Below are 22,937 nucleotides of genomic sequence, written 5' to 3' on the forward strand. Positions count from 1 at the left end.
ACGTGACAGGTTACGGTAGAGAAACCAGAATAGACAGTAAGAGTACGTTAATTCGGACGATAGCAATCTATTTCGGAAAATCCAGCTATATCAGCCTTTATCCGCAGTTCTGGACAGTTTGACTCTGTTCACACTCGTGAACCGTTCGTACACGCCTATTACTCGTTTCGCGGCTGTTTGTGGTGTTTTACGCGACTTCACCGGCCGAGTACGGCGAGCTATCGGAAGAGGTTTCTACCGGTTCGAGATACTGTCTCTAAATCTTATATGGATTCAGCGATGGGGCGGAGCAGGGGGCAAGACATAACGGTAGGGGGCCGCTCCTGTAGGACATGGACCACGACCACGCGGACATGCTGTCTCGCGAGGACGCCGTCGAACGCGTACTCGATGGCCGGGAGCGGGCACTCGACCGCCTCGGGACAGAGACGGTGGCGCTCGACGAGATCGCGGGCCGAGTGCTCGCGACGGACGTCGAGGCGACGGTCGACCAGCCACCGCACAGCCACGCGACGATGGACGGCTTCGCGTTCGACGCGAGCGCCGACTACCCCTACGAGGTCGTCGACCGCGAGGTGTTCCCCGAGGACGACCCGGGCACGCTCGACGCCGGCCAGGCAGTACGAATCGCCACGGGGGCGCCCCTCCCAGAGGGCGCGAACGCAGTGCTGAAAGTCGAGGAGTCCACCGTCGAGGGTAGCGAACTGCGGGGGACCGACCTCGAACCCGGGACGTACGTCTACGAGCGCGGGAGCAACGTCGAGGCGGGCGAAGTGCTGTTCTCGGCGGGCGAGACGCTGTCACCGAAGGACGCGATTCTCCTCCGCGACCTCGGGGTCGAGGCCGTCGAGGTGCGAGCGCGGTTCTCAGTCGGAGTGCTGGCGACCGGGACCGAGATCCACGAGGGACGCATCGACGACCTGGACTCGCCGATGCTCGCGGGTCTGGTGCGCTCGTGGGGCCACGACGCGACCTACGAGGGGAGCGTCCCCGACGACTACGAGATCGTCGAGGACCGCATCTCCGAACTCGCCGAAGTACACGACGTGCTGTTGACCACGGGCGGCACGAGCGTCGGGAAGAAGGACTACGTGATCCGCGCGCTGGACAGCCTCGGCGAGGTGGACTTCCACCGCGCCGCCGTCCGGCCGGGCAAACCCATCGCGCTCGCGGACCTCCCGGACCACGACGCGACGGCGTTCGCCATCCCGGGCAAACCCGTCGGCGCCCACACCATCACGTCGCTCGTGGCGCGGCCGTTCTTCACCGGACGCACGGACCTCCCGACCATCCCCGCCGAGTTCAGCCACGACGTGGGCCTCGGCCCGGAGGGCTTCGAGTACGCGATCCCGGTCACGCTCGAAGACGGCGAGGCGACGCCGCTTGGCCACGCTGACTCCGCGCTCTCCGTCTACGAGGCGACGTTCGACCCGAGCGTACTGTCCTCGAGTACGCGCGCGACCCGCGCCGACGGCTTCGTGCTCACCGAGCGCGCGCTGTCCGCGGGCGAGTCGGTCCGGGTCGTCCCCTACCCGGCGGTGGAATGAGCCTCCCCGTCGTCGACCCCCCGGCGGAGCGCTCGGGCGACTCGCGCGTCGCGGGCGTCCTGCTCGCGGCGGGCACGAGTTCACGGTTCGGCGACGCGAACAAACTGCTCGCGGACGTCGAGCGGGAGACGAACCCGGTCGACGGAGCAGCAGCCGACGGGGACACGACGGACGGGACGCCGATGGTTCGCCGGAGTGCGGAGACGCTGCTGGCCGCAGGACTCGACGAGGTCGTCGTCGTCCTCGGCCACGAGGCAGACCGGGTCCGGGAGGCGCTGGGGGGTCTAGACGTCTCGTTCGTGGAGAACCCCGAGTTCGAGTCGGGGCAGGCGTCGTCAGTTCGCGCGGGCGTGCGGGCGCTCGGCGACGTCGACGCCGCCGTGTTCGCGCTCGGCGACATGCCGTACGTCGCGCCCGACAGCGTCGCGGCCCTGGTCGCTGCCCACGATGCCGACATGGGAACAGCGCTCGCCGCGGGCTGCGACGGCCAGCGTGGGAATCCAGTGCTGTTCGATTCGACGCACTTCCCGGCGCTCGCCGAGCGCGACGGCGACATCGGGGGGAAGCAGGTGCTGTTCGCTGCCGAGCACGCGGCGATCGTGGAGACGGGCGACCCGGGCGTCCTGCGCGACGTCGACCGGCCAGACGAGTTCGCCTGAACCGCGGGCGTTATGCGGGCGGCGGGCACAGTTCGTGACCATGAGCGAGTTCCAGTACACGACGTCCGTCGACGTGCGTTACCAGGACCACGACACGATGGGGCACGTCAACAACGCGATCTACGTCACGTACATGGAGGAGGCGCGCACGGGCTACCTCCGGGACGAACTCGGCGTCGCCGCCGACGACCTGAGTATGGTCGTCGCACACCTCGAAGTGGACTTCCACCGGCCAGTCCAGTACGCCGACGAGGTCGAGGTGGCGGTGTCGGTCACAGACGTCGGCGAGTCGAGTTTCACGATGGTCTACGAGGTGCGCGACGACGAGGGCGTCACCGTCGAGGGCGAGACGGTGCAGGTGATCCTCGACCCGGAGACGGGGTCGAGCGCGCCGGTTCCCGAGGCGTGGCGCGAGTCAATCCGCGTACTCGAAGGGTGAGGACCGCGTCGGCGGGAACGCCTCGAGTCGGTCGAGGATCGTGTCGACGATCTCCGCGTCGAACGTCCAGAACCCGTAGAACTGGTCCCGTTCGCGTTCCTCGGCCAGCAGCGCGCGCTTCTCCGCGTCTCGTTCGGCGTCCAGCACCACGAACCACGTCGACGTGATCTCGTCGTCCGCGTACTCGTGGAGGTCGTGGACCTCGCTCGGGACGTGCCAGTCGGGCGCTCCGTAGAGGTGCGTGTCCACGCCCGCTCGCGCGATCCGGTCGTAGAGGGCGTACTGCGGTTTGAGGTTCGAGTACACCTGGAAACCGGCGTGGAGGCTGCCACCGTGACGGTAGGCGAACTCCTCGATCTCCCGGGAGGCGATGGTCATCCGCGGGCGGCCGTAGTCCGTGAAGACGGTCTGGTCGATCTGGCGGAGCAAGTCCGGATACTCGATCACCGCGGGGTCGACGACGTCCAGTAGCTCGGAGTCGGGCCGGATCACGCGGTAGAGGGACGCCAGGCTCGTCGCGTCCACGAAGTGGTCGCGGTCGTGGAGCACGAAGAAGTTCCGCGGCCGACCGTCGTCAGTGGTCGCGCGCCTGAGCTCCACGCTCTGCACCTGGAAGTACGAGCGGATGTCCCCGCGCATGCCGTCGCCGGCGTCGTCGTTGTACAGCGTGAGCGTGAGCTCGCGCTCGTCCACCAGGTCGACGATCTCAGGCAGCGGTGGCGCGTCATCGGTCTCGGGTCCCGCCATCTCTACCGGCGGTTGTGACGGGGAGCCTATAAAAATCAGTTTGCGGCGTCTGCTGCGCCCACTCTCCCTGCGGTGCAGCCGGTCACTTCGACCGCCCGGTGGCGGTGAGCGCGATGCCGAAGAGGATGATGGCGCCGCCGGCGATGGTGAACTCGCCGGGCACCTCGCCGAAGATGGCGAGTGCGAACAGCGCGGCGCCGACGGACTCGCCCAGCAGGGAGACGCTGACGACGCTGGACTCGACGTACTTCAGCGCCCAGTTGATGACCGTGTGGCCGAACAGCCCCGGGCCGACGGCCATCGCCACGAACAGCCCCCACTCGTGGGCGGGGTAGTCGACCAGCGGTAGCCCCCGGGCGACCGCGACGGCGAAGAGGACGGCCGTACAGACGCCGTAGACGACGAAGACGTACGGCGCCAGCGACAGTCGCTGTCGCACCGACCGACCGGCGAGCACGTAGCCCGCGCCACCCGCGGCACCGAGCACCGCGAGCGCGTTCCCCAGTCCGGGGTTCGGGCCGACGGTCGCACCGCCGAGGAAGTCGCCCGCCGAGAGCAGCACGGACCCGGCGATGGCGACGAGGATGCCGCCGACGATGCGGGCGCTCGCGCGCTCGTCCAGCAGCAGCCACGCGCCCACCGCGACGAACGCGGGTTGTGTCTGTACGAGCGTCGCCGACGCCGCGATACTGGTGTAGTCGATGGACGCGAACCACGACGCGAAGTGCAGCGCCAGCAGCGCACCCGAGAGGGTGACGAGCGCCCAGTCGCTGCCGGCGACCTTCGCGAACTGCTCGCGCTCGCGGACCGCGAACGGCGCGACGAGTGCGGTCATGAACAGCACCCGGTAGCACGCCTTCACTAGACTCGGCGCGCTGCTGAGGTCGACGAGCACCGCGCTCGTGCTGACCGCCACCACCGCGACGGCGACGCCCACCATCGGTGGAACTGGCAGGTCGTCTGCTGGGTTCACGAGTTGAAGTAGCGGTCGCTGCCGTTAGGCGTTGCGCTCGCGGCCAGTCGGACCAAACTCGGCCGAACCGACCGTTCGCGAACCGCTCGAGGAGAGAACGCTGTGGCTAGCGGTTGCGAAGGGTCGACCGAACCTGCTCGACGGAGCCCTCGCACTTCGAGCAGGTTCGCTTCCCGGTGGCGACGTAGACGGTGTCACAAGACTGGCAGTGAAAGAGCTCAGACCGCGACTGTTCCTCGGCCTCTGCGGCTTCCTCCTCCGCCTCTTCCCGCGATTTCAGCGCCTGCGCCGCTCGCTGATCGGGGGTCGAGTTCTCGCTCCGTAGCCGGTCGACGGCCGCCGAGAGCTTAGTAAACACGTGCTCGACCCCCCCGGTTGGAGACGGCTACGACCCCCGGAGTCTGCGGTCGCTGTGCGTGCCCGTCCGTGATGGGACTGTCGTCTAGGATAACCCTGGCCATACCACAGACACGGTCTGAACATACTTCAACTACCGGCCTAGTCAAGTAGAATTAGTCCGCCGCATAACCGGATTACGGGGCTGCTATCCCCCGATTCTACGTGCCCCCGGACTGTAACTGTTCGTTCCGGTGTCGCTCACTCGGCGTCCTCGGGCGTGTCGAAGTCGTGGAAGTGCTCGCCCTTCTCCTTCGAGAGGATGTTGAGCGCGGCCGCGGCGCCGTCACCCGCGGCGATGACCGCCTGCCACTCCTCGACGCGCACCATCGCGCCCGTCGCGTAGGTGTCCTCGACGCTCGTCTCCATGCTGACGTCGACGCCGACTACGTCGTCCTCGGTCATCGCGCAGCCGAGTTCCTCTGCGAGGTCGCGGTCCGCGCCGGTCGCGAGCACGACGTAGTCGGCTTCGTACTCGTTGTTCTCGGTCAGCACCTCGAAGCGCTGCTCGCTCGCGTTGATGCCCGTGACCGCCTCCCCCTCGTGGCGGTCCGCGCCGAACTCGTCGACCTGGTCGCGGACGTCCTCGACGAACGCCGAACCGCCGATGGAGTCGATCCCGGGGTAGTTGTGCAGGTGGGCCTTGTGCATCCACGTCTCGTCCGTGTCGAAGACCGTGGTGTCCAGGCCGTTCTTCGCGGTGAACAGCGCCGCGCTCAGTCCCGCCGGACCGCCGCCGACGACGACCACGTGAGTCATGGTACACAGTTGGCCACTGAGGCCGATAAAGCTACGGCCGTTCGAGGAGCTCGCGGGTTCGTCGGTGGCGGTAGCGGAACATCGGGTCGAAGAACAGGCCCGCGACCTCGTCCGCGATGCCGCCGACGGGGGTCCGGTACTCGACGTGGTCCCGGGCCAGCGTGTCGTCGCCGTCGGCGTAGAACGTGTGGGTGTGCTCCCACTCGGGGAACGGCCCCTCCTCCATCACGTCCGCGAAGTACGCGTAGCCGTCTCCCTCCTCGCGCTCGGTGATGCGGGAGACCCAGCGCTGGCGTGGCCCCACGCCGAACGGCCGGACCGACATGCGGATCCGGGTCCCGACGGTGAGCACGTCCCCGGTGTCGCCGTCCGGCCGCTGGACCGCCTCGACGCGGAGGTTCGCCCAGCCCGGCGTGAGCGACAGCAGACCGTCGATGGTGGAGTGGAACTTCCAGACGTCTTCGAACGGCGCGCGGACGCGGAGGTTCCGCTCGAACGTCGCCATACCGGGCATTGGAGCGGTGGGCGCAAAACTCCGGCGGCCGGGGAGCGTGGTAGCACGCCCGGGCGTCGGCAAGTGTTGACGACCGACGAACGGTTATACCGACGAACCCCTTTCCTCGCGCTATGCCATCGGAGCGCGCAACCGACACCACGCCGTTCGCGGCGATGGACGTGCTCGAGCGGGCGAGCGAACTCGAGGGTGTCGTCCACATGGAAGTGGGCGAACCCGACTTCCGGCCGCCGGAAGCAGCGGCGGAAGCGGCGGTTGCAGCACTCCAGGCGGGCGACGACGACTACACCACCTCGCGCGGCACGGCGTCGCTCCGCGAGGCCATCAGCGACTACTACGCGGAGACGTACGGCGTCGACGTGTCGACCGAGCGCATCGTCGTCACGCCCGGGTCCTCGCCCGCGCTCCTGCTCGCGCTCCTCTCGACCGTCGACCCCGGCGAGGAGGTCGTGCTCACGGACCCGTACTACGCCTGCTACCCGAACTTCGTGCGGCAGGCCGACGGCACCATCACGACGGTCGAACTCGACCCGGCCGACGGCTACGAACCGAGCGTCGACGCCTACGAGCAGGTCGTCGACGAGGACACCGCCGCGATGCTGCTGAACTCCCCGGCGAACCCGACTGGCGCGGTCACGAGCGGCGAGACCATCTCGGAACTCGTCGACCTCGCGGAGCAAACCGACACGATGGTCGTCTCCGACGAGGTGTACCACGGCCTCGCGTTCGACGCCGAGGAGCACACTGTCCTGGAGTACACAGACGACGCGTTCGTCCTCGACGGCGTCTCGAAGCGCTACGGGATGACCGGCTGGCGCCTCGGCTGGGCGGTCTGTCCGCCAGCGTACGTCGAGGCCGTCAACCGCATCTCACAGAACGTGCTCATCTGCGCGCCGCCGTTCGTGCAGGCCGGCGCGGAGGCCGCCATCCGCGAGGGGAACGACCAGTTGGCGGAGCACCGCGAGGCCTACCGCGAGCGCCGCGACCTCCTCCTCGAGGCCGCCGAACGCTGGGGGTTCGATGTCGGCTACACGCCCGAGGGCGCCTACTACCTGCTGCTCGACGTCTCCGACCTCGGGGACGCCTTCGACGTCGCGGACGTCTTCCTCGAGGAGGCCGGCGTGGCGATGACGCCCGGCCCGGACTTCGGGGACGGCGCGTCGGACTACCTGCGCGCCTCGTTCGCGAGGAGCACCGAGGACGTCCGCGAAGCTATCGAGCGCATCGACGAACTGCTCGCGACGACCACTACTTGAGACGTTCCTGCAGGAAAGAGGGGTGGGCGGCGGTGACGCCGTCGATGCCCAGCACGTCGTCGCTGATGACGCCGCCGAGTTCGTCGCCGTCCGCCGCGCGGACTTCGGCCATCAGCATGTGGTCGCCGCTGGAGGTGTAGAGCGAGCGGACGGCGTCCAGTTCTTTCAGGCCCCGGGTCGCCTCGACGTACCGCTCGGAGGCCACGTCGATGCCCACCAGCGCGATGCTCTGCCCAGACAGTTTCTTCGGGTCCACGTCGGCCGAGTAACCCACGATGACGCCCTCCTCTTCGAGTTTGTCGATGTACTTGCGCACCGTCGGTTTCGAGACGTCGGCCCGCGCGGCGATGTCCGCGTACGACGCCTGCGCGTCCTCCTCGAGCGCGGCGAGGATTCGGTCTTCCGTCGATTCGGTACTCACAGACAGTAGTTTGGCGGCTGCGAAAAAATATCTTCCGAATCGGAAAGTGGCGTCTCCGGCGGACAAAGACCGCTCTGTAGCGGGAGCCGTCCCCGAGCCGGACTACTTGTGGCGGTCGATGAACTCGTAGGACCGCTCCCACTCCTTGTCGTCGTCGAAGTAGGCGCCGGCGAGCGGTTCCTCGGGCATGTCGCCGCGGGCCTGCTTCTCCTGCTGGTAGGAGTTGCGACCCTCCTGCTTGTAGTACCGGCCGGTCAGCACGGTCCCCTCGTGGAGCGCGTCCTCCGTCTCGTACATCATCTCCGAGGCCTCGCGGCGGTCGGAGACGTCGAAGTCGTAGTCGTCGGACTCCTGGACGTCCACGTACGGGACGTACTGCTTGGCGTCCTTGTTCCACGTCGGGCACTGGGTCAGGAAGTCGACGTGCGCGAAGCCGTCGTGCTCCATCGCCTCGACGAGGATCTCCTGGGCCTGGTTCGGGTTCACCGCCGCCGTCCGCGCGATGTACGACGCGCCGGCCGAGAGGCTCATCGAGAGCGGACGGAGGGGGTCTTTCGCCACGCCGTGGGGCTGGGTCTTGGACTTGTGGCCCTTCGGCGACGTCGGGGAGGTCTGGCCCTTCGTCAGCCCGAAGATCTCGTTGTTGAACACGATGTACGTCAGGTCGTGGTTCTCACGGGCCGTGTGCATGAAGTGGTTGCCACCGATACCGTAGCCGTCGCCGTCGCCGCCAGCGGCGACCACTTCGAGGTCGTGGTTCGCCAGCTTCGAGGCGCGTGCGACCGGCAGCGAGCGGCCGTGGATCGTGTGGAACCCGTAGCTGTCGAAGTAGCTGTTGAGCTTCCCCGAGCAGCCGATGCCCGTACAGAGGAGGATCTCCTCCGGGTCCTTGCCGAGTTCCGCCATCGCGCCCTTCAGTGCCTTCAGGACACCGAAGTCACCACAGCCAGGACACCACGTCGGCTGGGGTTCGACGCCGGGCGTGAACTCGTCTCGTTCGACGTCCCGTTCCTCACCGATTGCGCTGAATGCCTTGCTCATGGTCAGTCACCTGCCGCGGGTTCGAGGGTGGTCTGGGCGGTCGGCTGCTCGTCGCCCCCGTTCTGTTCGATCTCGACGGCCTCCACGATCTCCGCGGGTTCGAACGGGTTGCCGTTGTACTTCAGGAGGCTGGAGAGCTTCCCGCCGAAGGTCCCGGCCTCCTTCTGGATGAGGCCGCGGAACTGCTTGGTCGCGGACATCTCCACGACGAGGGCCTCGTCGACGCTGTCGACGAACGCGCTGACCTCCTCGACCGGGAACGGCGAGAGGTCGCTGACGCCCAGCGCTTTCACACTGTTGCCGTTCGCGTTGAGGCGGTTGACGGCCTCCTCGACGGTGCCCTGCTGGCTGCCCCAGACGACGAGGCCGAAGTCGGCGTCCTCGTCGCCGTAGACGACCTGCTGGTCGCGCTCGTCGAGGTCCGTACGGATGGACTCCAGTTTCTGGATGCGTCGGTCGACCTGCATCTGGCGGTTGTCCGGGTCCTCCGCGATGTGGCCGTTCGGCCAGTGTTCGTTGCCGGAGGCGAGGTAGCGGCCGCCCTTCTGGCCGGGGATCGACCGTGGGCTGACGCCGTTGTCCGTCTCCTGCTGGAACCGGTGGAACTTCCCCGTGTCGTCGTGGGGCGCCTCCGCCAGTTCGTCCTCCGTGAGCGTGCTCCCGAGCGTCGGGTTGGGTTCGCGGTCGAAGAAGGAGGCGTCCACGTTCCGGTACTCCCCGGAGAGCTTCTGGTCGTAGACGACGATCGACGGGATCTGGTACTCCCAGGCGATCTCGAAGGCCGTCCGCGTCTGCTCGTAGCACTCCTTCGGGTCGCTGGGCCCGAACGCGACGCGGTGGCTGTCGCCCTGGCTCGTGTAGAGGATGTGTTCGAGGTCGGCCTGCTCGGGCTTCGTCGGCATCCCCGTCGAGGGACCCGCGCGCATCGCCTCGAGCAGCACGAGCGGCGTCTCGGTCATCTCGGCGAGTCCGAGCGGTTCGCTCATCAGCGCGAAGCCACCGCCCGAGGAACCGGACATCGCCTTCACGCCCGCGTGCGAGGCGCCCACTGCGAGCGCCGCCGCCGCGATCTCGTCCTCGACCTGCTCGGAGATGCCGCCCATGTCCGGCAGGAGGCTCGTCATGATGGTGTAGACGTCAGTCCACGGCGTCATCGGGTAGCCGGCGATGAACCGGCAGCCGGCGTCGATGGCCGCGTACGCGATACCGTGGCTCCCGGAGACGAGTACCTGCTCCTCGTCGTGTTCCCCTTCGGGGACCCGCAGGTCGTGGGAGAACTCCATCTCGTTGACCTGGTCGTAGGCGTCGTGGAGGACCTCGAGGTTCTGTTCGAGGACCTCGCCGCCCATCGCGTCGCTCATCAGGTCCTCGATGTGGTCGAGGTCCATGTCCGTGAGCGCGGCCGTCGCGCCGACGCCCGCGGTGTTCCGCATGACCTCGCGGCCGTGCTCCTTGGCGATGCCGCGGAGGTCGAGCGGGTAGACGTGCCAGCCGTTCTCCTCGGCACGCTCGTCGAGACCCTCGACGTCGTCCTCGTCGAGCAGTCCCTCGTCGTAGACGATGATGCCGCCCTCGCGGAGGTCGTCGAGATTCTCCGTCAGCGGTTTCACCTCCTCGTCGCCGTAGACGGCGTCGTCGGTCGGGTTCCGGGCGAACGAGTCGCCCAGCGCGAGGAGGAAGTTGTAGCCGTCCCCGCGAGACGTGACGTTGCCATCCTTCGCTCGAATCTCCACGTACGTGTGGCCGCCGCGGATTCGGGAGGGATAGTGGCGGTGCGTGAAGACGTCGAGGCCCGAACGCATCAACGCCTTCGCGAAGTTCTGACTCGTGGAGTCGATCCCGTCGCCGGAACCGCCCGCCACTCGCCAGATGAGTTCGTCATCAGTCATAGTGGATCTGGCCCTCGTCTGGACCGTTACCGGAGGTAGGTACGTTGGCTACTAAATCGTTTGCCATCCATTATCATGGAAAGATGATGAAGGACACTGGTAGACAGAGCGGTTGTCGGGCATTTAGCCAGAAAAAGCACACAGAATTACTCCTCCGTCATCTCCTTGATAATCAATTCAGAAATTTCAGGAAGACGGTTCTGCATCAGCTCTTGCCTCTCTGTTTCAGGGTCCATACTCTCTACCAGAGCCGAAAGTACCTTTGAGTAAACCTCCTCGCTAATTAAACCCGCAAGTGACAGAAGGTAGTACGCATGGACGGGTTTTGTGGGGTTTTCAGCGACCTTCTTATTCCATACAACCTTTGTGAGCAATTCCGGCGGAGTACCGGTTGAAAGGTCCTTGTCGTCAAACATGAAGAAATCCACAACTGAATCACGAACGAGAATTACAGTGAGAAGAAGAAATCCGAATATCGTTGTTCCAACAGAAATCCAACCAAAAGCATAAGCAGGCAAGTTGCTGGATTCCACCCAGTGTTGACTGATTGGTACGAGGTTGATGATTGAAGCACCAATACCGACGACAATTATGACGGACGTGATTATGAACTCGCCCGTGCTTAGAGTACGCTCCGTTTTCCGGGCAGCCTTCAGCCCTAGATGACGGTACGTTTGACGGGCGACAGGAATTGACCCAATATCGTTGTATTCGAGGATTCGAACTGCACCGTCAGACATTCCATCAGCCAAATCATTCCGTATCCGTTCCGCTCGACTTTCTGAAAACAAAATGGGTCTTCGAGCGGCTTTGTAGAGTTGACTTGTTCGGCCTATCCATTGAATGACGGTTACGGGAAAGAAGAGCACCGCAACAAATAGATAGGAAAGCGTTAGGTTTGTCCCAGCCAAAAGCAGCCTTTTCCCAGCCATACTACCCCCATAATTTACAGAACAATTAACGCAATGGTAGAAGTGATAGCGGAAAAGGGACCGCCGCTAACGTTCGATACCGCCCTGCTCCGAGATTTGCAGGATGTTCCGCATGTTGAGGTAGACGTGCTGGGGGTCGGTGTCCTCGCTGTCGTCGTAGATGTCGCTGACGCGGTGGACCAGCGCAGCGATACGCTCGGCTTCGTCGCTCTCCGCTTCGCGGAGTTCGTCGGCGACTTCGCGGAGCGCGTCGCGTTTCTCGGTGTCGTCGAAGTCAGTCATCTGCTGACACTCCGGCGGTTGACGAGGCCGAGCATGTCGGCGGTCTCTGCGGCGAACTCGCGGAACGACTCCCCGGTCTGGTTGTCGTCGTCGAGGACCACGGGTTGGCCCTCGTCACTACCGGTGCGGACGCTCGGGTCGAGGGGGATAGAGCCGAGGAACGGGAGTTCGTTGTCGTCGGCGAACTGTTCGCCGCCGCCGCTGCCGAAGATGTCGTGGTTGCCGCCGCAGTCCGGGCAGACGAACGTCCCCATGTTCTCGACGATGCCGAGGACCGTGGTGTCGTGGCGACCGAACATCCGGAGCCCTTTCCGGGCGTCGTCGACCGCGACGTCCTGCGGGGTGGTGACGACGACGGCGCCGGTGAGCGGGACGGTCTGGAGAAGCGTGAGCTGAGTGTCGCCCGTTCCCGGCGGGAGGTCGACGACGAGGTAGTCGAGGTGGCCCCACTCGACGTCCTCGATGAGCTGGGTGAGCACCTTGTGGACCATCGGGCCGCGCCAGATGACGGGGTCGTCCTCGCCGATCATGAACGCCATGCTCATGAGCTTCATCCCGTACTTCTCGGGCGGGACGATGGTCTCGTTCTCGGTGGCCTGCGGGTGGTCGTCGGCGTCGACCATGCGGGGGACGTTGGGGCCGTAGATGTCGGCGTCGAAGAGGCCGACGCGGGCGCCGCGGTCGGCGAGGCCCGCGGCGAGGTTGACGGCGACCGTGGACTTGCCGACGCCGCCCTTCCCGGAGGCGACGGCGACGACGTTCTTGACGCCGGGGAGGACGTCCTTGCCGGCGCGGTCGGGGATGGCGGCGGTGAGGTCAGCCTCGAGGCCGGCGTCCGAGAGCACTTCGCGTACGCGGGCGGCGATGTCGGTCTCCGCGGGGGAGTACGGTGCGCCGAGTGCGAGCGAGATGGTGACCGTGTCGCCGTCCACGTCGAAGTCGTTGACGAGGCCCAGCGAGACGATGTTGTCGCCGAGCGCGGGGTCCTCGACGTCCCGGAGGAGCGCCCGTACGTCGTCTTCGTTCATGGTTGCGAGTAGGACGTGGTGTGCCGATAAGGGTTGTGTCGAACGAGCGTCGCAGCCGCAGACGTAACCACAGATGGTTACGAAACGCCGGGTTCTACCCGCGGATTTAAACGTCTCTGCGTGGGATACTATCTCATGCTCTCGGACTCGTTTGGGCGCGAGGTCTCCGGCGTCCGCGTGTCCCTCACCGACCGGTGTAACTTCGACTGCGTCTACTGCCACAACGAGGGACTCGGGGACACGCGCGGCCCGATGGACCCCCGGGACCACGAGATGAGCGCGGACGACGTGGTCCGGTTCCTGGAGGTCGCCGCCGAGTTCGGCGTGGAGGCGGTGAAGCTCACGGGAGGGGAACCGATGCTCCGCGACGACCTCGAGGAGATCATCGAGCGGACGCCGGACTCGATGGAGGTGTCGATGACGACCAACGGCACATTCCTCCCGGGTCGAGCGGCGGACCTGGTCGACGCCGGCCTCGAACGGGTGAACGTCTCTCAGGACGCTCTCGACGCCGAGGACTTCAAGGCGCTCACGAAGAGCGGAACGTACGAGCGCGTGCTGGAGGGCGTCCAGGCGGCCGTCGACGCTGGGCTGGACCCCGTGAAGCTGAACATGGTCGTCTTCCGGAAGACGGCGGGCTACGTCCCCGAGATGGTCGACCACGTCGCGGAGAACGACGCTCTCCAGTTGCAGTTAATCGAGTACATGCCGGAGCTCGCGGGCCACCCCGAGTGGGCGGTGGACATCGAGGACGTCCACGACTGGCTCGCCGAGCGCGCGGACCGCGTGGAGACGCGGGAGATGCACGACCGGCGACGGTACTGGGTGAACGGGGGCATGGTCGAGATCGTCGACCCGGTGGGCAACGAGGAGTTCTGCGCGAACTGCCACCGCGTACGCGTGACACACGAGGGGTACCTGAAGGGCTGTCTGAACCGCAACGACGACCTGCGGTCGATGGGGGAGATGACGAAACCGGAGATCCGCGAGGCGTTCCGGGAGACGGTGGACGAGCGGGTGCCGTACTACGGCGAGTACCTGGTCGAAGACGGGGAGGGTGGGTGGGAGGTCAACGACGACTACATCGAGGTGTAGGGCGGCGAGTTCGGCTAGTCGGCGGGCCGACCTTTCGTGATGTTTAAGTACGGGCCCCGATTTCTCTCAGACGCAGTCACTGTAGGGGCCCAGGCCCCGAGTCCGGAAGGGCGAAGATACACCAACGAAAGTCGTGTCGTGGTAGCCTAGCCTGGTCAAGGCGCAGGGTTGCTAACTCTGTGGCGTAAGCCTCCGGGGTTCAAATCCCCGCCACGACGCCTTTCCGTAACACACCCAAATCATGAGTTCGGAAGAACAACAGGACGCGGACGAGGACATTCGATACTTCGTCCGCATCGGTCAGACAGACCTCGACGGGACGAAGACCGTCGAACGCGCCCTCGCGGAACTCGACGGCGTCGGCCGTCGCGTAGCGCGAGTTATCGCGGACGACTCCGGCGTCGACCGCTCGGCGACCATCGGCCGCCTCGACGACGACGACATCGAGAGCGTCAAGGAGGCAGTCGACGGCTTCACCGAGCACGCACCGGAGTGGCTCGCGAACCGCCGAAACGACTTCTACTCGGGCGAGACCCGACACATCACGGGGAACGACCTCGGTCTCACCCGCGACCAGGACATCAACCGCATGCGGATGATCCGTTCGTACAAGGGTATCCGTCACGAGCGCGGACAGAAGGTCCGCGGTCAGCGCACGAAGTCCACCGGTCGTACCGAGGGCACCATCGGCGTGAACGTCGAGGCTATCAAGGAAGAACAGGCAGCAGAAGAAGCGGCAGAGGGAGGTGAGGAGTAATGGCGCTCCCAGGCGAGAACACCAAGTTCTACGAGACGCCGAACCACCCCTACCAGGGCGAACGCATCGCCGAGGAGTCCGACCTCGTCTCGCGATACGGCCTGAAGAACAAGGAGGAGTTCTGGCGCGCGCAGTCCGAACTGCGCGACTACCGTCGCGAGGCGCGACGACTGCTCGGCGAGACCGGCGAGGTCTCCGGCGAGGAGTTCGTCACGCGCCTCCAGCGCATCGGCATCCTCTCCAGCGAGGAGAGCCTCGACGACGTCCTGTCGCTCGACGTGACGGACGTGCTCGAACGCCGCCTCCAGACCGTCGTCTACCGCGAAGGCCTGGCGAACACGGTGGGGCAGGCCCGCCAGTTCGTCAACCACGGCCACGTCACGGTCGACGGCGCTCGCGTCACCGCACCGTCGTACACGGTGCCGGTCGACGAGGAGGACGCCATCGAGTTCGACGAGCGCAGCGACCTCACCGACGAACTGCACCCGGCTCGCGCCGGTGCACAGGAGTGACATAAGTATGGCTGACGACACCAAATGGGGCATCGCGCACATCCACGCCTCGTTCAACAACACCATCATGACGGTCACCGACGAGACGGGCGCCGAGACGCTCGCGAAGTCGAGTGGCGGTTCCGTGGTGAAGCAGAACCGGGACGAGGCGTCGCCGTACGCCGCGATGCAGATGGCAGAACAGCTCGCAGAGAACGTCCTGGACCAGGGCATCGAGAAGGTGCACGTTCGCGTGCGCGGTCCGGGTGGCAACCTCCAGCGTAGCCCGGGTCCGGGCGCGCAGGCGGCCATCCGGGCGATGGCGCGCGCCGGCCTCGAGATCGGCCGCATCGAGGACGTCACCCCGGTCCCCCACGACGGGACGCGACCACCGAAGAACAGCGGGTACTAACCATGAGCACGGACTTCGACGTCGAATTCATCGAACGCGGCGACCGGGAAGCCCTGTTCGTCGTCCGCAACATCACACCGGCGTTCGCGAACGGCATCCGGCGAGCGATCCTCGCCGACGTGCCGACGCTCTCCATCGACGACGTGCGGTTCGTGGAGAACTCCAGCGTGATGTTCGACGAACAGATCGCGCTCCGTCTCGGGCTGGTCCCGCTGACCACGCCCGACGACTTCGCGGTGGGCGACACCGTGACGCTCGCGCTCGACGTCGAGGGCCCGGGCACGGCGTACTCCGGCGACCTGGTCAGTTCCGACCCGGACGTCGAGGCCGCCGACAAGAACGTCCCCATCATCGAGCTCAAAGACGACCAGCGTCTCGAGCTCGAGGCCGACGCAGTGCTGGCCCACGGCCGCGACCACGCCAAACACCAGGGCGGGGTCGCGGTCGGCTACCGACACCTCCAGCAGGTGAACGTGGTCGGGGACCGCGGCGAGTACGCGGACGACGAGCCCCAAATGCTGCGGGGCGTCGTCGAGGACGACGGCGAACTCGTGCCGACTGACGACTTCGACAACGACCTCACCGAGCGGTATCCGGAGCAGGAGGTCGAGGTCGAGGACGTCCCCGGCGCGTTCGTCTTCCACGTCGAATCCGACGGCTCGATGCCCGTGAGCGAACTGGTGCTCCGGGCGGTCGACACCCTGGTCGACCGCGCGGACGAACTCGAACAGGCAGTCCAACTGTAACACAAATGCCCAATCCGACCCCAACTACCGCGCCGGCGTCCGTCCCTGCCCCGGGAGCCACGGGTCCGGCAATCGAAATCGGTAAGAAGGGTCGGGGGCAACTGAGAAGCGTAGCGCCACCGCGGCCGTGCAGGGATAGCCAAGTTAGGCCAAAGGCGCAGCGTTCAGGGCGCTGTCCCGTAGGGGTTCGCAGGTTCAAATCCTGCTCCCTGCACTCGCTTTCTCACAATTTCCAGGAGTTAGGAGCATGAGCAAGACAAGTCCGAGACTCAGCAGTCTCATCGCCGAACTGAAGTCCGTCGCCCGAGATTCGGGCGCGGACGTCTGGCACGACGTCGCGGGTCGGCTGGAGAAGCCACGCCGCACGCACGCCGAGGTGAACCTGAGTCGCATCGAACGATACGCGAACGAGGACGAGACGGTCGTCGTCCCCGGCAAGGTGCTGGGGTCCGGCACGCTTCGAAAGTCCGTCACCGTCGCTGCCGTGGATTTCTCCGGCAGCGCGGAGACGAAGATCGAGCACGCCGACGGCGACGTCGTCCATCTCGAACAGGCAGTCGAACAGAACCCAGACGGTAACGACGTACGGGTGATCCGATGAGTCTCGCAGAATTCGACGCCGACGTGGTCGTCGACGCCCGGGACTGCATCATGGGTCGCGTGGCGAGCAACGTCGCCGAACGCGCACTCGCCGGCGAGACGGTCGCCGTCGTGAACGCCGAGCAGGCGATCATCACCGGCGCGCGAGACGACATCCTCGGGACGTACAACAAGCGCGCGGAGCTCGGCTCCGACAGCGGTCCGTACTACCCGAAGCGCCCCGACGGCATCTTCAAGCGCGCCGTCCGCGGCATGCTCCCGTACAAGGAGCAGGCCGGCCGCGAGGCGTTCGAGAACGTCCGCGTCTACGTCGGCAACCCGACGGACGAGGACGGCGAGGTGCTCGAGGGGACGTCGCTGGACCGACTCTCGAACATCCGCTTCGTCTCCCTCGGCGAAGTCTCCGAAGAACTGGGGGCAAACGTCACATGGTAACCAACACGTCAGGCAAGAAGAAGACGGCTGTCGCTCGCGCCACCGTGAGCGACGGGAAGGGTCGCGTGCGAATCAACTCCACGCCCGTCGAACTCGTCGAACCGGAGATGTCCCGCATGAAGATGCTGGAGCCGTTCCGCATCGCCGGCGAGGACCTCCGCGACGGGGTCGACGTGGACATCGACGTCTCCGGTGGCGGCTTCGCGGGTCAGGCAGACGCCGTCCGCACCGCCATCGCGCGCGGGCTGGTCGAACACCTCGGCGACGCGGAGCTCCGCGACGCCTACCGGGAGTTCGACCGCAGCCTGCTCGTCAACGACGTCCGCCAGAGTGAATCCAAGAAGTGGGGCGGCCCCGGTGCCCGCGCCCGCTACCAGAAGTCCTACCGCTGAGGTGATCGAGCTATGATGGTACCAGTCCGGTGTTTCACGTGCGGTAACGTCGTCGGCGAGTACTGGGAAGAGTTCAAGGCACGCGCCGACTCCCACGACGGCGACGAGGACCCAGCGGACGTGCTGGACGACCTCGGCGTGGACCGGCACTGCTGTCGACGGATGTTGATCTCACACCAGGACCTGGTCGACGTGGTCTCCCCCTACCAATGAGCGAACTACAGCACTTCAATCGGTACGAGAAGGCTCGCATCATCGGTGCGAGAGCGCTGCAGGTGTCCTACGGGGCGCCCGTGCTGGTCGACACCGACCAGTCGGAGCCCATCCTCATCGCGGCCGAGGAGTACGACGCCGAGGTGCTCCCGTTCACGGTCCGGAGGGAGAACTGAATGACGCGCATCGAGGCCGTCCGACTCCGCCCGGTGCTCGACTCCCGCGGTAACAGGACCGTGGAGGCCGAGGTCACCACCGAGAGCGGCGGGTTCGGCCGTGCTGCCGCGCCGTCGGGCGCGAGCACGGGCGAGTACGAGGCCGTCGAACGCCCCGTCGACGAGGCCATCGCGGCGGCCCGCGAACACGTCGCCCCGCGCCTCGAGGGCCGGGAGTTCGCCGGCGACCAGCGGGGCGTCGACTCGGCGCTCCGCGCCGCCGACGGGACGGAGGACTTCTCCGAGATCGGCGCCAACAGCGCCGTCGCCGTCAGCATGGCGACCGCGAAGGCCGCCGCGGACGTCCTCGGTGTGCCGCTGTACCAGCACCTCGGTGGCGCGTTCCGCGGCCGGAACTTCCCGGTTCCGCTGGGGAACGTCGTCGGCGGCGGCGCGCACGCCGCCGACGCGACCGCCATCCAGGAGTTCCTCGCGGCCCCCGTCGGCGCGCCGAGCGTCCGGCAGGCCGTCTTCGCCAACGCCACTGTCCACCAGCGCGTCGGCGAACTCCTCGACGACCGCGGCGTCCCCGCGGCGAAGGGCGACGAGGGCGCGTGGGCGCCGTCCATCGACGACGCCACCGCCTTCGAGGTCGTCGCCGAGGCCGTCAGTGAGGTGGCCGACGAGTTCGGCTTCGACATCCGCATGGGCCTCGACATGGCCGCCGCGGAGTGTTTCGAAGACGGCGAGTACGTCTACGGCGACGAGACCCGCTCGACCGCCGAGCAGATAGACTACGTCGCGGACCTCGTCGACGAGTACGACCTCGCCTACGTCGAGGACCCGCTCGACGAGGACGCCTACGAGGCGTTCGCCGAGTTGACAGAGCGTGTGGGCGACCAGACGCTGATCTGCGGCGACGACCTGTTCGTGACGAACACGGACCGCCTCGGACGCGGCATCGACGAAGGCGCGGCCAACAGCATCCTCGTCAAACCGAACCAGATCGGGACGCTGACCGAGGCGTTCGACGCCATCGAGCTCGCGACCCGGAACGGCTACGACGCCGTGGTCTCCCACCGCAGCGGCGAGACCGAAGACACGACGATCGCACACCTCGCCGTCGCCACCGACGCCCCGTTCATCAAGACGGGCGCGGTCGGCGGCGAGCGCACCGCCAAGCTGAACGAACTCATCCGCATCGCGGACGAAGCATGAGCGAGAACGAATCCGACACAGAGGCCGAACTCGAGGACGCCCCCGAGGAGCAGGACGCGCCTGCCGCCGAGGAGGACACCGAGAGCGAGGCCCAGACAGACGAACAGCCCGCCGAAGAACCGGAGCCGGAGTCCACGGCCACCGAGGACGTGATGTCCGACGAGGAGGCCGACCTCCTCATCCCCGTCGAGGACTACCTCGGCGCCGGCGTCCACATCGGTACCCAGCAGAAGACCAGCGACATGGACCGGTTCATCCACCGCGTCCGCACCGACGGTCTCTACGTGCTCGACGTCTCGAAGACGGACGAGCGCATCCGCACCGCCGCGGACTTCCTGGCGAACTACGACCCCGAGCAGATCCTGGTCACGTCCAGCCGCCAGTACGGTCGCTTCCCCGCCGAGAAGTTCGCGGAAGCGGTCGGCGCGCGCGCCCGGACCGGCCGATTCATCCCGGGGACGCTGACGAACCCGCAGTACGACGGCTACATCGAGCCGGACGTGCTGGTCGTCACCGACCCGATCGGTGACGCCCAGGCCGTCAAGGAGGCCATCACGGTCGGCATCCCCGTGATCGCCATGTGCGACTCGAACAACCAGACGAGCAACGTCGACCTCGTCGTCCCGACGAACAACAAGGGGCGGCGCGCGCTCTCGGTCGTCTACTGGCTGCTCGCCAACGAGACCCTCGACCGGCGCGGCGCGGAGCCGACGTACGCCCTCGAGGACTTCGAGGACGGCCTCTAACCCGGTTTCCGACTTCGACGAAGTACCTTTCTCCGGACGCATCGCCGACAGCGACGGCGCTCGGCGGGGCAGAGAGTCGACAGACCAGCCAGTAGCCGCGGCTACCGCTCGACGAGACCGAGGTAGCCGTCGAGACCCTCGACGAAGCGGACGCGGCGCCCGAACCACTCGCGGCCGTCGCCGAGGGGGTGCTGGTGGCGCGCGTCGTCGACGTCCGCGGTCAGCAGGACGGTTGCGGGACACGGCCCGAACTCGGCGACGCGGTCGGCGACGCGGCCGCCGTCCGGTTCGCAGAGGACGACGTCCTGGCCGGGGAAGCACGCGAGGTCGCCGTACTCGTCGTCGTAGTCGTACTCCGGGGAGGGGAAGCGGTAGAGGCGCTCGAACCGCTCGACGGTGGCGTCGAGGTCGTCAGTCGCGAGGACGACCCACGCGATGCCCGACACCGGCGACCCGTACAGCTCGCTGTCGGGCACGCGGTACTCCCGTGGCGTGCGGTCGCTGACGACGAACGGGAGGAGGTGTTCCTCGGGCGGTCCGAGGAAGGCGTTGTCCCACTCCACGACCGTCCCGTCGGGGCGTTCGCGGCTCCCGCGGGAGGGACCGTGGACCTCCACGTCGTGGTCGATGAGGCGCTGGCACTCGGCGTGGACGCTGCCGGACTCGACACACCAGTCGCTGGGACCCGCCAGGGGGTCGCCGTACTCGAAGAACTCGCCCCACCACGCCGGGTCCGACCGGGTGGGGGCGACGAGTTCGAGGTAGGAGCCGTCCGGGAGGACGAGTGCGGCCATCTCGGTGCCCGCGTCGGGGTGTTCCCCGCCGTAGTCGGGGTCGAAGCCCGCCGACTCGAAGCGCTCGACGATGGCGTTCAGATCGCTGGCAGCGAACGGCACGTGGTCGATGACCGGGCGCATGGCGAGGGTAGCGGCCGTAGGGACATAAACTCGGCCGCTCCGCGGGCCGACTCGGTAGCCGCCGTGGGTTCGCCGTGGAGTGAGCGGACGAGCGGCGTCGACCTCGTCGCGTCGCGTTCCGGAACTTCTGTTACCTCGGGGGTCCCAGCGGGAGGTATGACCACGACTTCGAGTGCGCCGGGGAAGGTGTACCTCTTCGGTGAGCACGCCGTCGTCTACGGGGAGCCGGCGGTGCCCTGCGCCATCGAGCGGCGGGCGACCGTCACCGTCTCCGAGCGCGACGACGACCACCTGCGGGTGTCCGCCGACGCCCTCTCGCTGGACGGGTTCACCGTCGAATACAGCGACGGGAGCGACCAGGAACCCGACGTGAACGTGCCGACGCCGCTCGTCGAGGCGGCGACGGGGTACGTCGACGAGGCCGTCGCGCAGGCGCGGGACGCCGCCGACAGCCCGCACACAGGCTTCGACGTGGAGATCGAGAGCGAGATCCCGCTCGGCGCGGGCCTCGGCTCCAGTGCGGCCGTCGCGGTGGCGGGCATCGACGCCGCGACCCGGGAACTCGGCGTCGAACTCGACGCCCGCGAGGTCGCCGACCGCGCCTATCAGGTGGAGTACGAGGTCCAGGACGGCCAGGCCTCCCGCGCCGACACGTTCTGCTCGGCCATGGGTGGCGCGGTCCGCGTGGAGGGCGACGACTGCACGACCCTGGACGCGCCCGACCTGCCGTTCGTCGTCGGCTACGACGGCACCAGCCACGACACCGGTGAACTCGTCGCCGGGGTGCGCTCGCTCCGCGAGGAGTTCGGCTTCGCGGCGGACACCGTCGCCGCCATCGGCGACCTGGTCCGGGAGGGCGAGCGCGCGCTGGCCGCGGGCGACGTCGAGACGCTCGGTCGGCTGATGGACGTCAACCACGGCCTGCTCTCCGCGCTCGGCGTCTCCGCGCGCTCGCTGGAGACCATGGTGTGGGCAGCCCGGGAGAGCGGCGCACTCGGCGCGAAACTGACGGGCGCCGGCGGCGGCGGGAGCGTCGTCGCGCTCGACGCCGAGGACTGCGTGGAGACGGCGCTCGGCCTGACACCGGACTGCGAGGAGTCGTTCCGCGCGGCGCTCGCCACGGAGGGCGTCCGGCAGGCATGACGGTCGTCCTCAAACTCGGCGGCAGCGTCGTCACCGAGAAGGACAGCCCGGAGACGGTCGACGACGACCAGCTCGCGGATCTGGCGGCAGCGGTCGGGGAAGCCAACGTCTCGGACCTGGTCGTCGTCCACGGCGGCGGGAGTTTCGGGCACCCGCACGCCGCCGAACACGGCGTCTCCACCAGCGAGGGGACGACCGACTCGGCGGCAGTACGCGACATCGCGGCCGCGATGGAGCGCCTGAACGACGCCGTCGTCGGAGCGCTGGCAGGGGCCGGTGTCCCGGCCGTCCCCGTCCACCCGTTCTCGACCGGCCACCGTACTGCCGACGGCGACCTCGCCCTCCCGACCGACCACGTCGCCGCGATGCTCGAGGAGGGGTTCGTACCGGTACTCCACGGCGACGTCCTCACGCACACCGGAGAAGGTGCGACCATCGTGAGCGGCGACGAACTCGTCACTCACGTCGCGGTGGGACTGGGCGCCAAGCGCCTCGGCCTCTGCTCGACGGTGCCGGGCGTCCTCGACGAGGACGGCGAGGTCGTCGGCGAGATTGGGAGCTACGACGACGTCGCGGCGGCGCTCGGCGGGAGCGACGCCACCGACGTGACCGGCGGCATGGCGGCGAAGGTCCGCTCGCTCCTCGACGCCGAATCTCCGGCGTTCGTGTTCGGTCCAGCGGACCTCCGGGCGTTCCTCGCCGGCGAGGACGCTGGCACGCGCATCGAGGGGTAG

Annotated in this window: 30 protein-coding genes and 2 tRNA genes; 20 read left to right on the top strand and 12 right to left on the bottom strand. The window is 67.1% G+C overall.

Annotated elements, in window-relative coordinates:
• Nucleotides 1-332: 332 nt before the first annotated feature.
• Genes LT965_RS01525 through LT965_RS01535 form a run of 3 tightly spaced genes read left to right on the top strand, consistent with a single transcriptional unit; the run spans nucleotide 333 to nucleotide 2,645 of the window.
• Nucleotides 333-1,547, top strand: coding sequence for a molybdopterin molybdotransferase MoeA (locus LT965_RS01525; RefSeq protein ID WP_232702254.1), 1,215 nt, complete (start codon nucleotides 333-335; stop codon nucleotides 1,545-1,547).
• Nucleotides 1,544-2,206: a nucleotidyltransferase family protein gene (locus LT965_RS01530; protein ID WP_232702255.1), complete on the top strand. Its 663-nt coding sequence runs from the start codon at nucleotides 1,544-1,546 to the stop codon at nucleotides 2,204-2,206. The genes LT965_RS01525 and LT965_RS01530 overlap by 4 nt, the downstream gene beginning before the upstream one ends.
• A gap of 40 nt (nucleotides 2,207-2,246) precedes the next feature.
• On the top strand, nucleotides 2,247-2,645 hold the full coding sequence (locus LT965_RS01535; protein ID WP_232702256.1) for an acyl-CoA thioesterase: 399 nt from the start codon (nucleotides 2,247-2,249) through the stop codon (nucleotides 2,643-2,645).
• Here the strand turns inward: LT965_RS01535 and LT965_RS01540 are convergent.
• The 5 genes from LT965_RS01540 to LT965_RS01560 all read right to left on the bottom strand — a co-directional run bounded on the left by LT965_RS01540 (nucleotide 2,622) and on the right by LT965_RS01560 (nucleotide 6,025).
• Nucleotides 2,622-3,392 carry a histidine kinase gene (locus tag LT965_RS01540; protein ID WP_232702257.1) on the bottom strand — a complete coding sequence of 257 codons (771 nt, stop codon included), beginning with the start codon at nucleotides 3,390-3,392 and terminating at the stop codon, nucleotides 2,622-2,624. The two genes, LT965_RS01535 and LT965_RS01540, sit on opposite strands and share 24 nt — an antisense overlap.
• An 82-nt stretch (nucleotides 3,393-3,474) precedes the next feature.
• Nucleotides 3,475-4,332, bottom strand: coding sequence for a DMT family transporter (locus tag LT965_RS01545; RefSeq protein ID WP_232703605.1), 858 nt, complete (start codon nucleotides 4,330-4,332; stop codon nucleotides 3,475-3,477).
• Between the two features lie 139 nt (nucleotides 4,333-4,471).
• Nucleotides 4,472-4,723, bottom strand: a complete 252-nt coding sequence (locus tag LT965_RS01550) for a hypothetical protein (protein ID WP_232702258.1) — start codon at nucleotides 4,721-4,723, stop codon at nucleotides 4,472-4,474.
• 239 nt (nucleotides 4,724-4,962) lie between these two features.
• Complete coding sequence (locus LT965_RS01555) at nucleotides 4,963-5,520, bottom strand: FAD-dependent oxidoreductase (RefSeq protein WP_232702259.1); 558 nt, start codon at nucleotides 5,518-5,520, stop codon at nucleotides 4,963-4,965.
• Between the two features lie 31 nt (nucleotides 5,521-5,551).
• On the bottom strand, nucleotides 5,552-6,025 hold the full coding sequence (locus tag LT965_RS01560; protein WP_232702260.1) for an SRPBCC family protein: 474 nt from the start codon (nucleotides 6,023-6,025) through the stop codon (nucleotides 5,552-5,554).
• 122 nt (nucleotides 6,026-6,147) lie between these two features.
• On the opposite strand from LT965_RS01560, the gene LT965_RS01565 reads away from it, so the two are divergent.
• On the top strand, nucleotides 6,148-7,290 hold the full coding sequence (locus LT965_RS01565) for a pyridoxal phosphate-dependent aminotransferase (protein ID WP_232702261.1): 1,143 nt from the start codon (nucleotides 6,148-6,150) through the stop codon (nucleotides 7,288-7,290).
• Here LT965_RS01565 and lrpA1 read toward each other — a convergent pair.
• The 6 genes from lrpA1 to LT965_RS01595 form a co-directional block, all read right to left on the bottom strand.
• Nucleotides 7,283-7,711 carry an HTH-type transcriptional regulator LrpA1 gene (gene lrpA1, locus LT965_RS01570; protein WP_232702262.1) on the bottom strand — a complete coding sequence of 143 codons (429 nt, stop codon included), beginning with the start codon at nucleotides 7,709-7,711 and terminating at the stop codon, nucleotides 7,283-7,285. The genes LT965_RS01565 and lrpA1 overlap by 8 nt on opposite strands.
• A gap of 102 nt (nucleotides 7,712-7,813) precedes the next feature.
• Nucleotides 7,814-8,752 (bottom strand): thiamine pyrophosphate-dependent enzyme, encoded by a 939-nt coding sequence (locus LT965_RS01575; protein ID WP_232702263.1) that lies wholly within the window; start codon nucleotides 8,750-8,752, stop codon nucleotides 7,814-7,816.
• A 2-nt stretch (nucleotides 8,753-8,754) separates the two neighbouring features.
• The gene (locus LT965_RS01580; protein WP_232702264.1) at nucleotides 8,755-10,641 is read right to left on the bottom strand and encodes a 2-oxoacid:acceptor oxidoreductase subunit alpha; all 1,887 of its coding nucleotides are present in this window, start codon (nucleotides 10,639-10,641) and stop codon (nucleotides 8,755-8,757) included.
• A 146-nt stretch (nucleotides 10,642-10,787) separates the two neighbouring features.
• A complete protein-coding gene (locus LT965_RS01585) occupies nucleotides 10,788-11,573 on the bottom strand; it encodes a hypothetical protein (protein ID WP_232702265.1) in 786 nt (261 codons plus the stop codon).
• Nucleotides 11,574-11,639: 66 nt separating this feature from the next.
• Nucleotides 11,640-11,855, bottom strand: coding sequence for a DUF7976 family protein (locus LT965_RS01590; RefSeq protein WP_232702266.1), 216 nt, complete (start codon nucleotides 11,853-11,855; stop codon nucleotides 11,640-11,642).
• Nucleotides 11,852-12,883, bottom strand: coding sequence for an Mrp/NBP35 family ATP-binding protein (locus tag LT965_RS01595; protein WP_232702267.1), 1,032 nt, complete (start codon nucleotides 12,881-12,883; stop codon nucleotides 11,852-11,854). The genes LT965_RS01590 and LT965_RS01595 overlap by 4 nt, the downstream gene beginning before the upstream one ends.
• A gap of 135 nt (nucleotides 12,884-13,018) precedes the next feature.
• On the opposite strand from LT965_RS01595, the gene moaA reads away from it, so the two are divergent.
• The 14 genes from moaA to rpsB all read left to right on the top strand — a co-directional run bounded on the left by moaA (nucleotide 13,019) and on the right by rpsB (nucleotide 20,143).
• Nucleotides 13,019-13,978, top strand: a complete 960-nt coding sequence (gene moaA, locus LT965_RS01600; RefSeq protein WP_232702268.1) for a GTP 3',8-cyclase MoaA — start codon at nucleotides 13,019-13,021, stop codon at nucleotides 13,976-13,978.
• A 135-nt stretch (nucleotides 13,979-14,113) separates the two neighbouring features.
• A tRNA-Ser gene (locus LT965_RS01605) sits at nucleotides 14,114-14,196 on the top strand.
• A 23-nt stretch (nucleotides 14,197-14,219) separates the two neighbouring features.
• Nucleotides 14,220-14,735 (top strand): 30S ribosomal protein S13, encoded by a 516-nt coding sequence (locus LT965_RS01610; RefSeq protein WP_232702269.1) that lies wholly within the window; start codon nucleotides 14,220-14,222, stop codon nucleotides 14,733-14,735.
• Nucleotides 14,735-15,247, top strand: coding sequence for a 30S ribosomal protein S4 (locus tag LT965_RS01615; protein WP_232702270.1), 513 nt, complete (start codon nucleotides 14,735-14,737; stop codon nucleotides 15,245-15,247). Before LT965_RS01610 ends, LT965_RS01615 begins: the two co-directional genes overlap by 1 nt.
• Before the next feature lie 7 nt (nucleotides 15,248-15,254).
• The gene (locus LT965_RS01620) at nucleotides 15,255-15,638 is read left to right on the top strand and encodes a 30S ribosomal protein S11 (RefSeq protein ID WP_009761015.1); all 384 of its coding nucleotides are present in this window, start codon (nucleotides 15,255-15,257) and stop codon (nucleotides 15,636-15,638) included.
• A 2-nt stretch (nucleotides 15,639-15,640) separates the two neighbouring features.
• Nucleotides 15,641-16,384 (top strand): DNA-directed RNA polymerase subunit D, encoded by a 744-nt coding sequence (locus tag LT965_RS01625; RefSeq protein WP_232702271.1) that lies wholly within the window; start codon nucleotides 15,641-15,643, stop codon nucleotides 16,382-16,384.
• A gap of 129 nt (nucleotides 16,385-16,513) precedes the next feature.
• A tRNA-Leu gene (locus tag LT965_RS01630) sits at nucleotides 16,514-16,598 on the top strand.
• Nucleotides 16,599-16,631: 33 nt separating this feature from the next.
• A complete protein-coding gene (locus LT965_RS01635) occupies nucleotides 16,632-16,985 on the top strand; it encodes a 50S ribosomal protein L18e (protein WP_009761013.1) in 354 nt (117 codons plus the stop codon).
• A complete protein-coding gene (locus LT965_RS01640; RefSeq protein ID WP_232702272.1) occupies nucleotides 16,982-17,419 on the top strand; it encodes a 50S ribosomal protein L13 in 438 nt (145 codons plus the stop codon). Before LT965_RS01635 ends, LT965_RS01640 begins: the two co-directional genes overlap by 4 nt.
• Nucleotides 17,413-17,811 carry a 30S ribosomal protein S9 gene (locus LT965_RS01645; protein WP_232702273.1) on the top strand — a complete coding sequence of 133 codons (399 nt, stop codon included), beginning with the start codon at nucleotides 17,413-17,415 and terminating at the stop codon, nucleotides 17,809-17,811. Before LT965_RS01640 ends, LT965_RS01645 begins: the two co-directional genes overlap by 7 nt.
• Before the next feature lie 12 nt (nucleotides 17,812-17,823).
• Nucleotides 17,824-18,024 (top strand): DNA-directed RNA polymerase subunit N, encoded by a 201-nt coding sequence (locus LT965_RS01650; RefSeq protein WP_009761010.1) that lies wholly within the window; start codon nucleotides 17,824-17,826, stop codon nucleotides 18,022-18,024.
• Nucleotides 18,021-18,200 (top strand): DNA-directed RNA polymerase subunit K, encoded by a 180-nt coding sequence (locus tag LT965_RS01655; protein ID WP_232702274.1) that lies wholly within the window; start codon nucleotides 18,021-18,023, stop codon nucleotides 18,198-18,200. The genes LT965_RS01650 and LT965_RS01655 overlap by 4 nt, the downstream gene beginning before the upstream one ends.
• The gene (eno, locus tag LT965_RS01660; RefSeq protein ID WP_232702275.1) at nucleotides 18,201-19,397 is read left to right on the top strand and encodes a phosphopyruvate hydratase; all 1,197 of its coding nucleotides are present in this window, start codon (nucleotides 18,201-18,203) and stop codon (nucleotides 19,395-19,397) included.
• A complete protein-coding gene (gene rpsB, locus LT965_RS01665; RefSeq protein WP_232702276.1) occupies nucleotides 19,394-20,143 on the top strand; it encodes a 30S ribosomal protein S2 in 750 nt (249 codons plus the stop codon). Before eno ends, rpsB begins: the two co-directional genes overlap by 4 nt.
• A 101-nt stretch (nucleotides 20,144-20,244) precedes the next feature.
• Here the strand turns inward: rpsB and LT965_RS01670 are convergent, their stop codons facing one another.
• Nucleotides 20,245-21,060 carry a VOC family protein gene (locus LT965_RS01670; protein ID WP_232702277.1) on the bottom strand — a complete coding sequence of 272 codons (816 nt, stop codon included), beginning with the start codon at nucleotides 21,058-21,060 and terminating at the stop codon, nucleotides 20,245-20,247.
• 156 nt (nucleotides 21,061-21,216) lie between these two features.
• On the opposite strand from LT965_RS01670, the gene mvk reads away from it, so the two are divergent.
• Nucleotides 21,217-22,203: a mevalonate kinase gene (gene mvk / locus LT965_RS01675; protein WP_232702278.1), complete on the top strand. Its 987-nt coding sequence runs from the start codon at nucleotides 21,217-21,219 to the stop codon at nucleotides 22,201-22,203.
• Nucleotides 22,200-22,937 carry an isopentenyl phosphate kinase gene (locus LT965_RS01680; RefSeq protein ID WP_232702279.1) on the top strand — a complete coding sequence of 246 codons (738 nt, stop codon included), beginning with the start codon at nucleotides 22,200-22,202 and terminating at the stop codon, nucleotides 22,935-22,937. Before mvk ends, LT965_RS01680 begins: the two co-directional genes overlap by 4 nt.

This window comes from Halobacterium wangiae, assembly GCF_021249345.1.
GTDB lineage: Archaea > Halobacteriota > Halobacteria > Halobacteriales > Halobacteriaceae > Halobacterium > Halobacterium wangiae.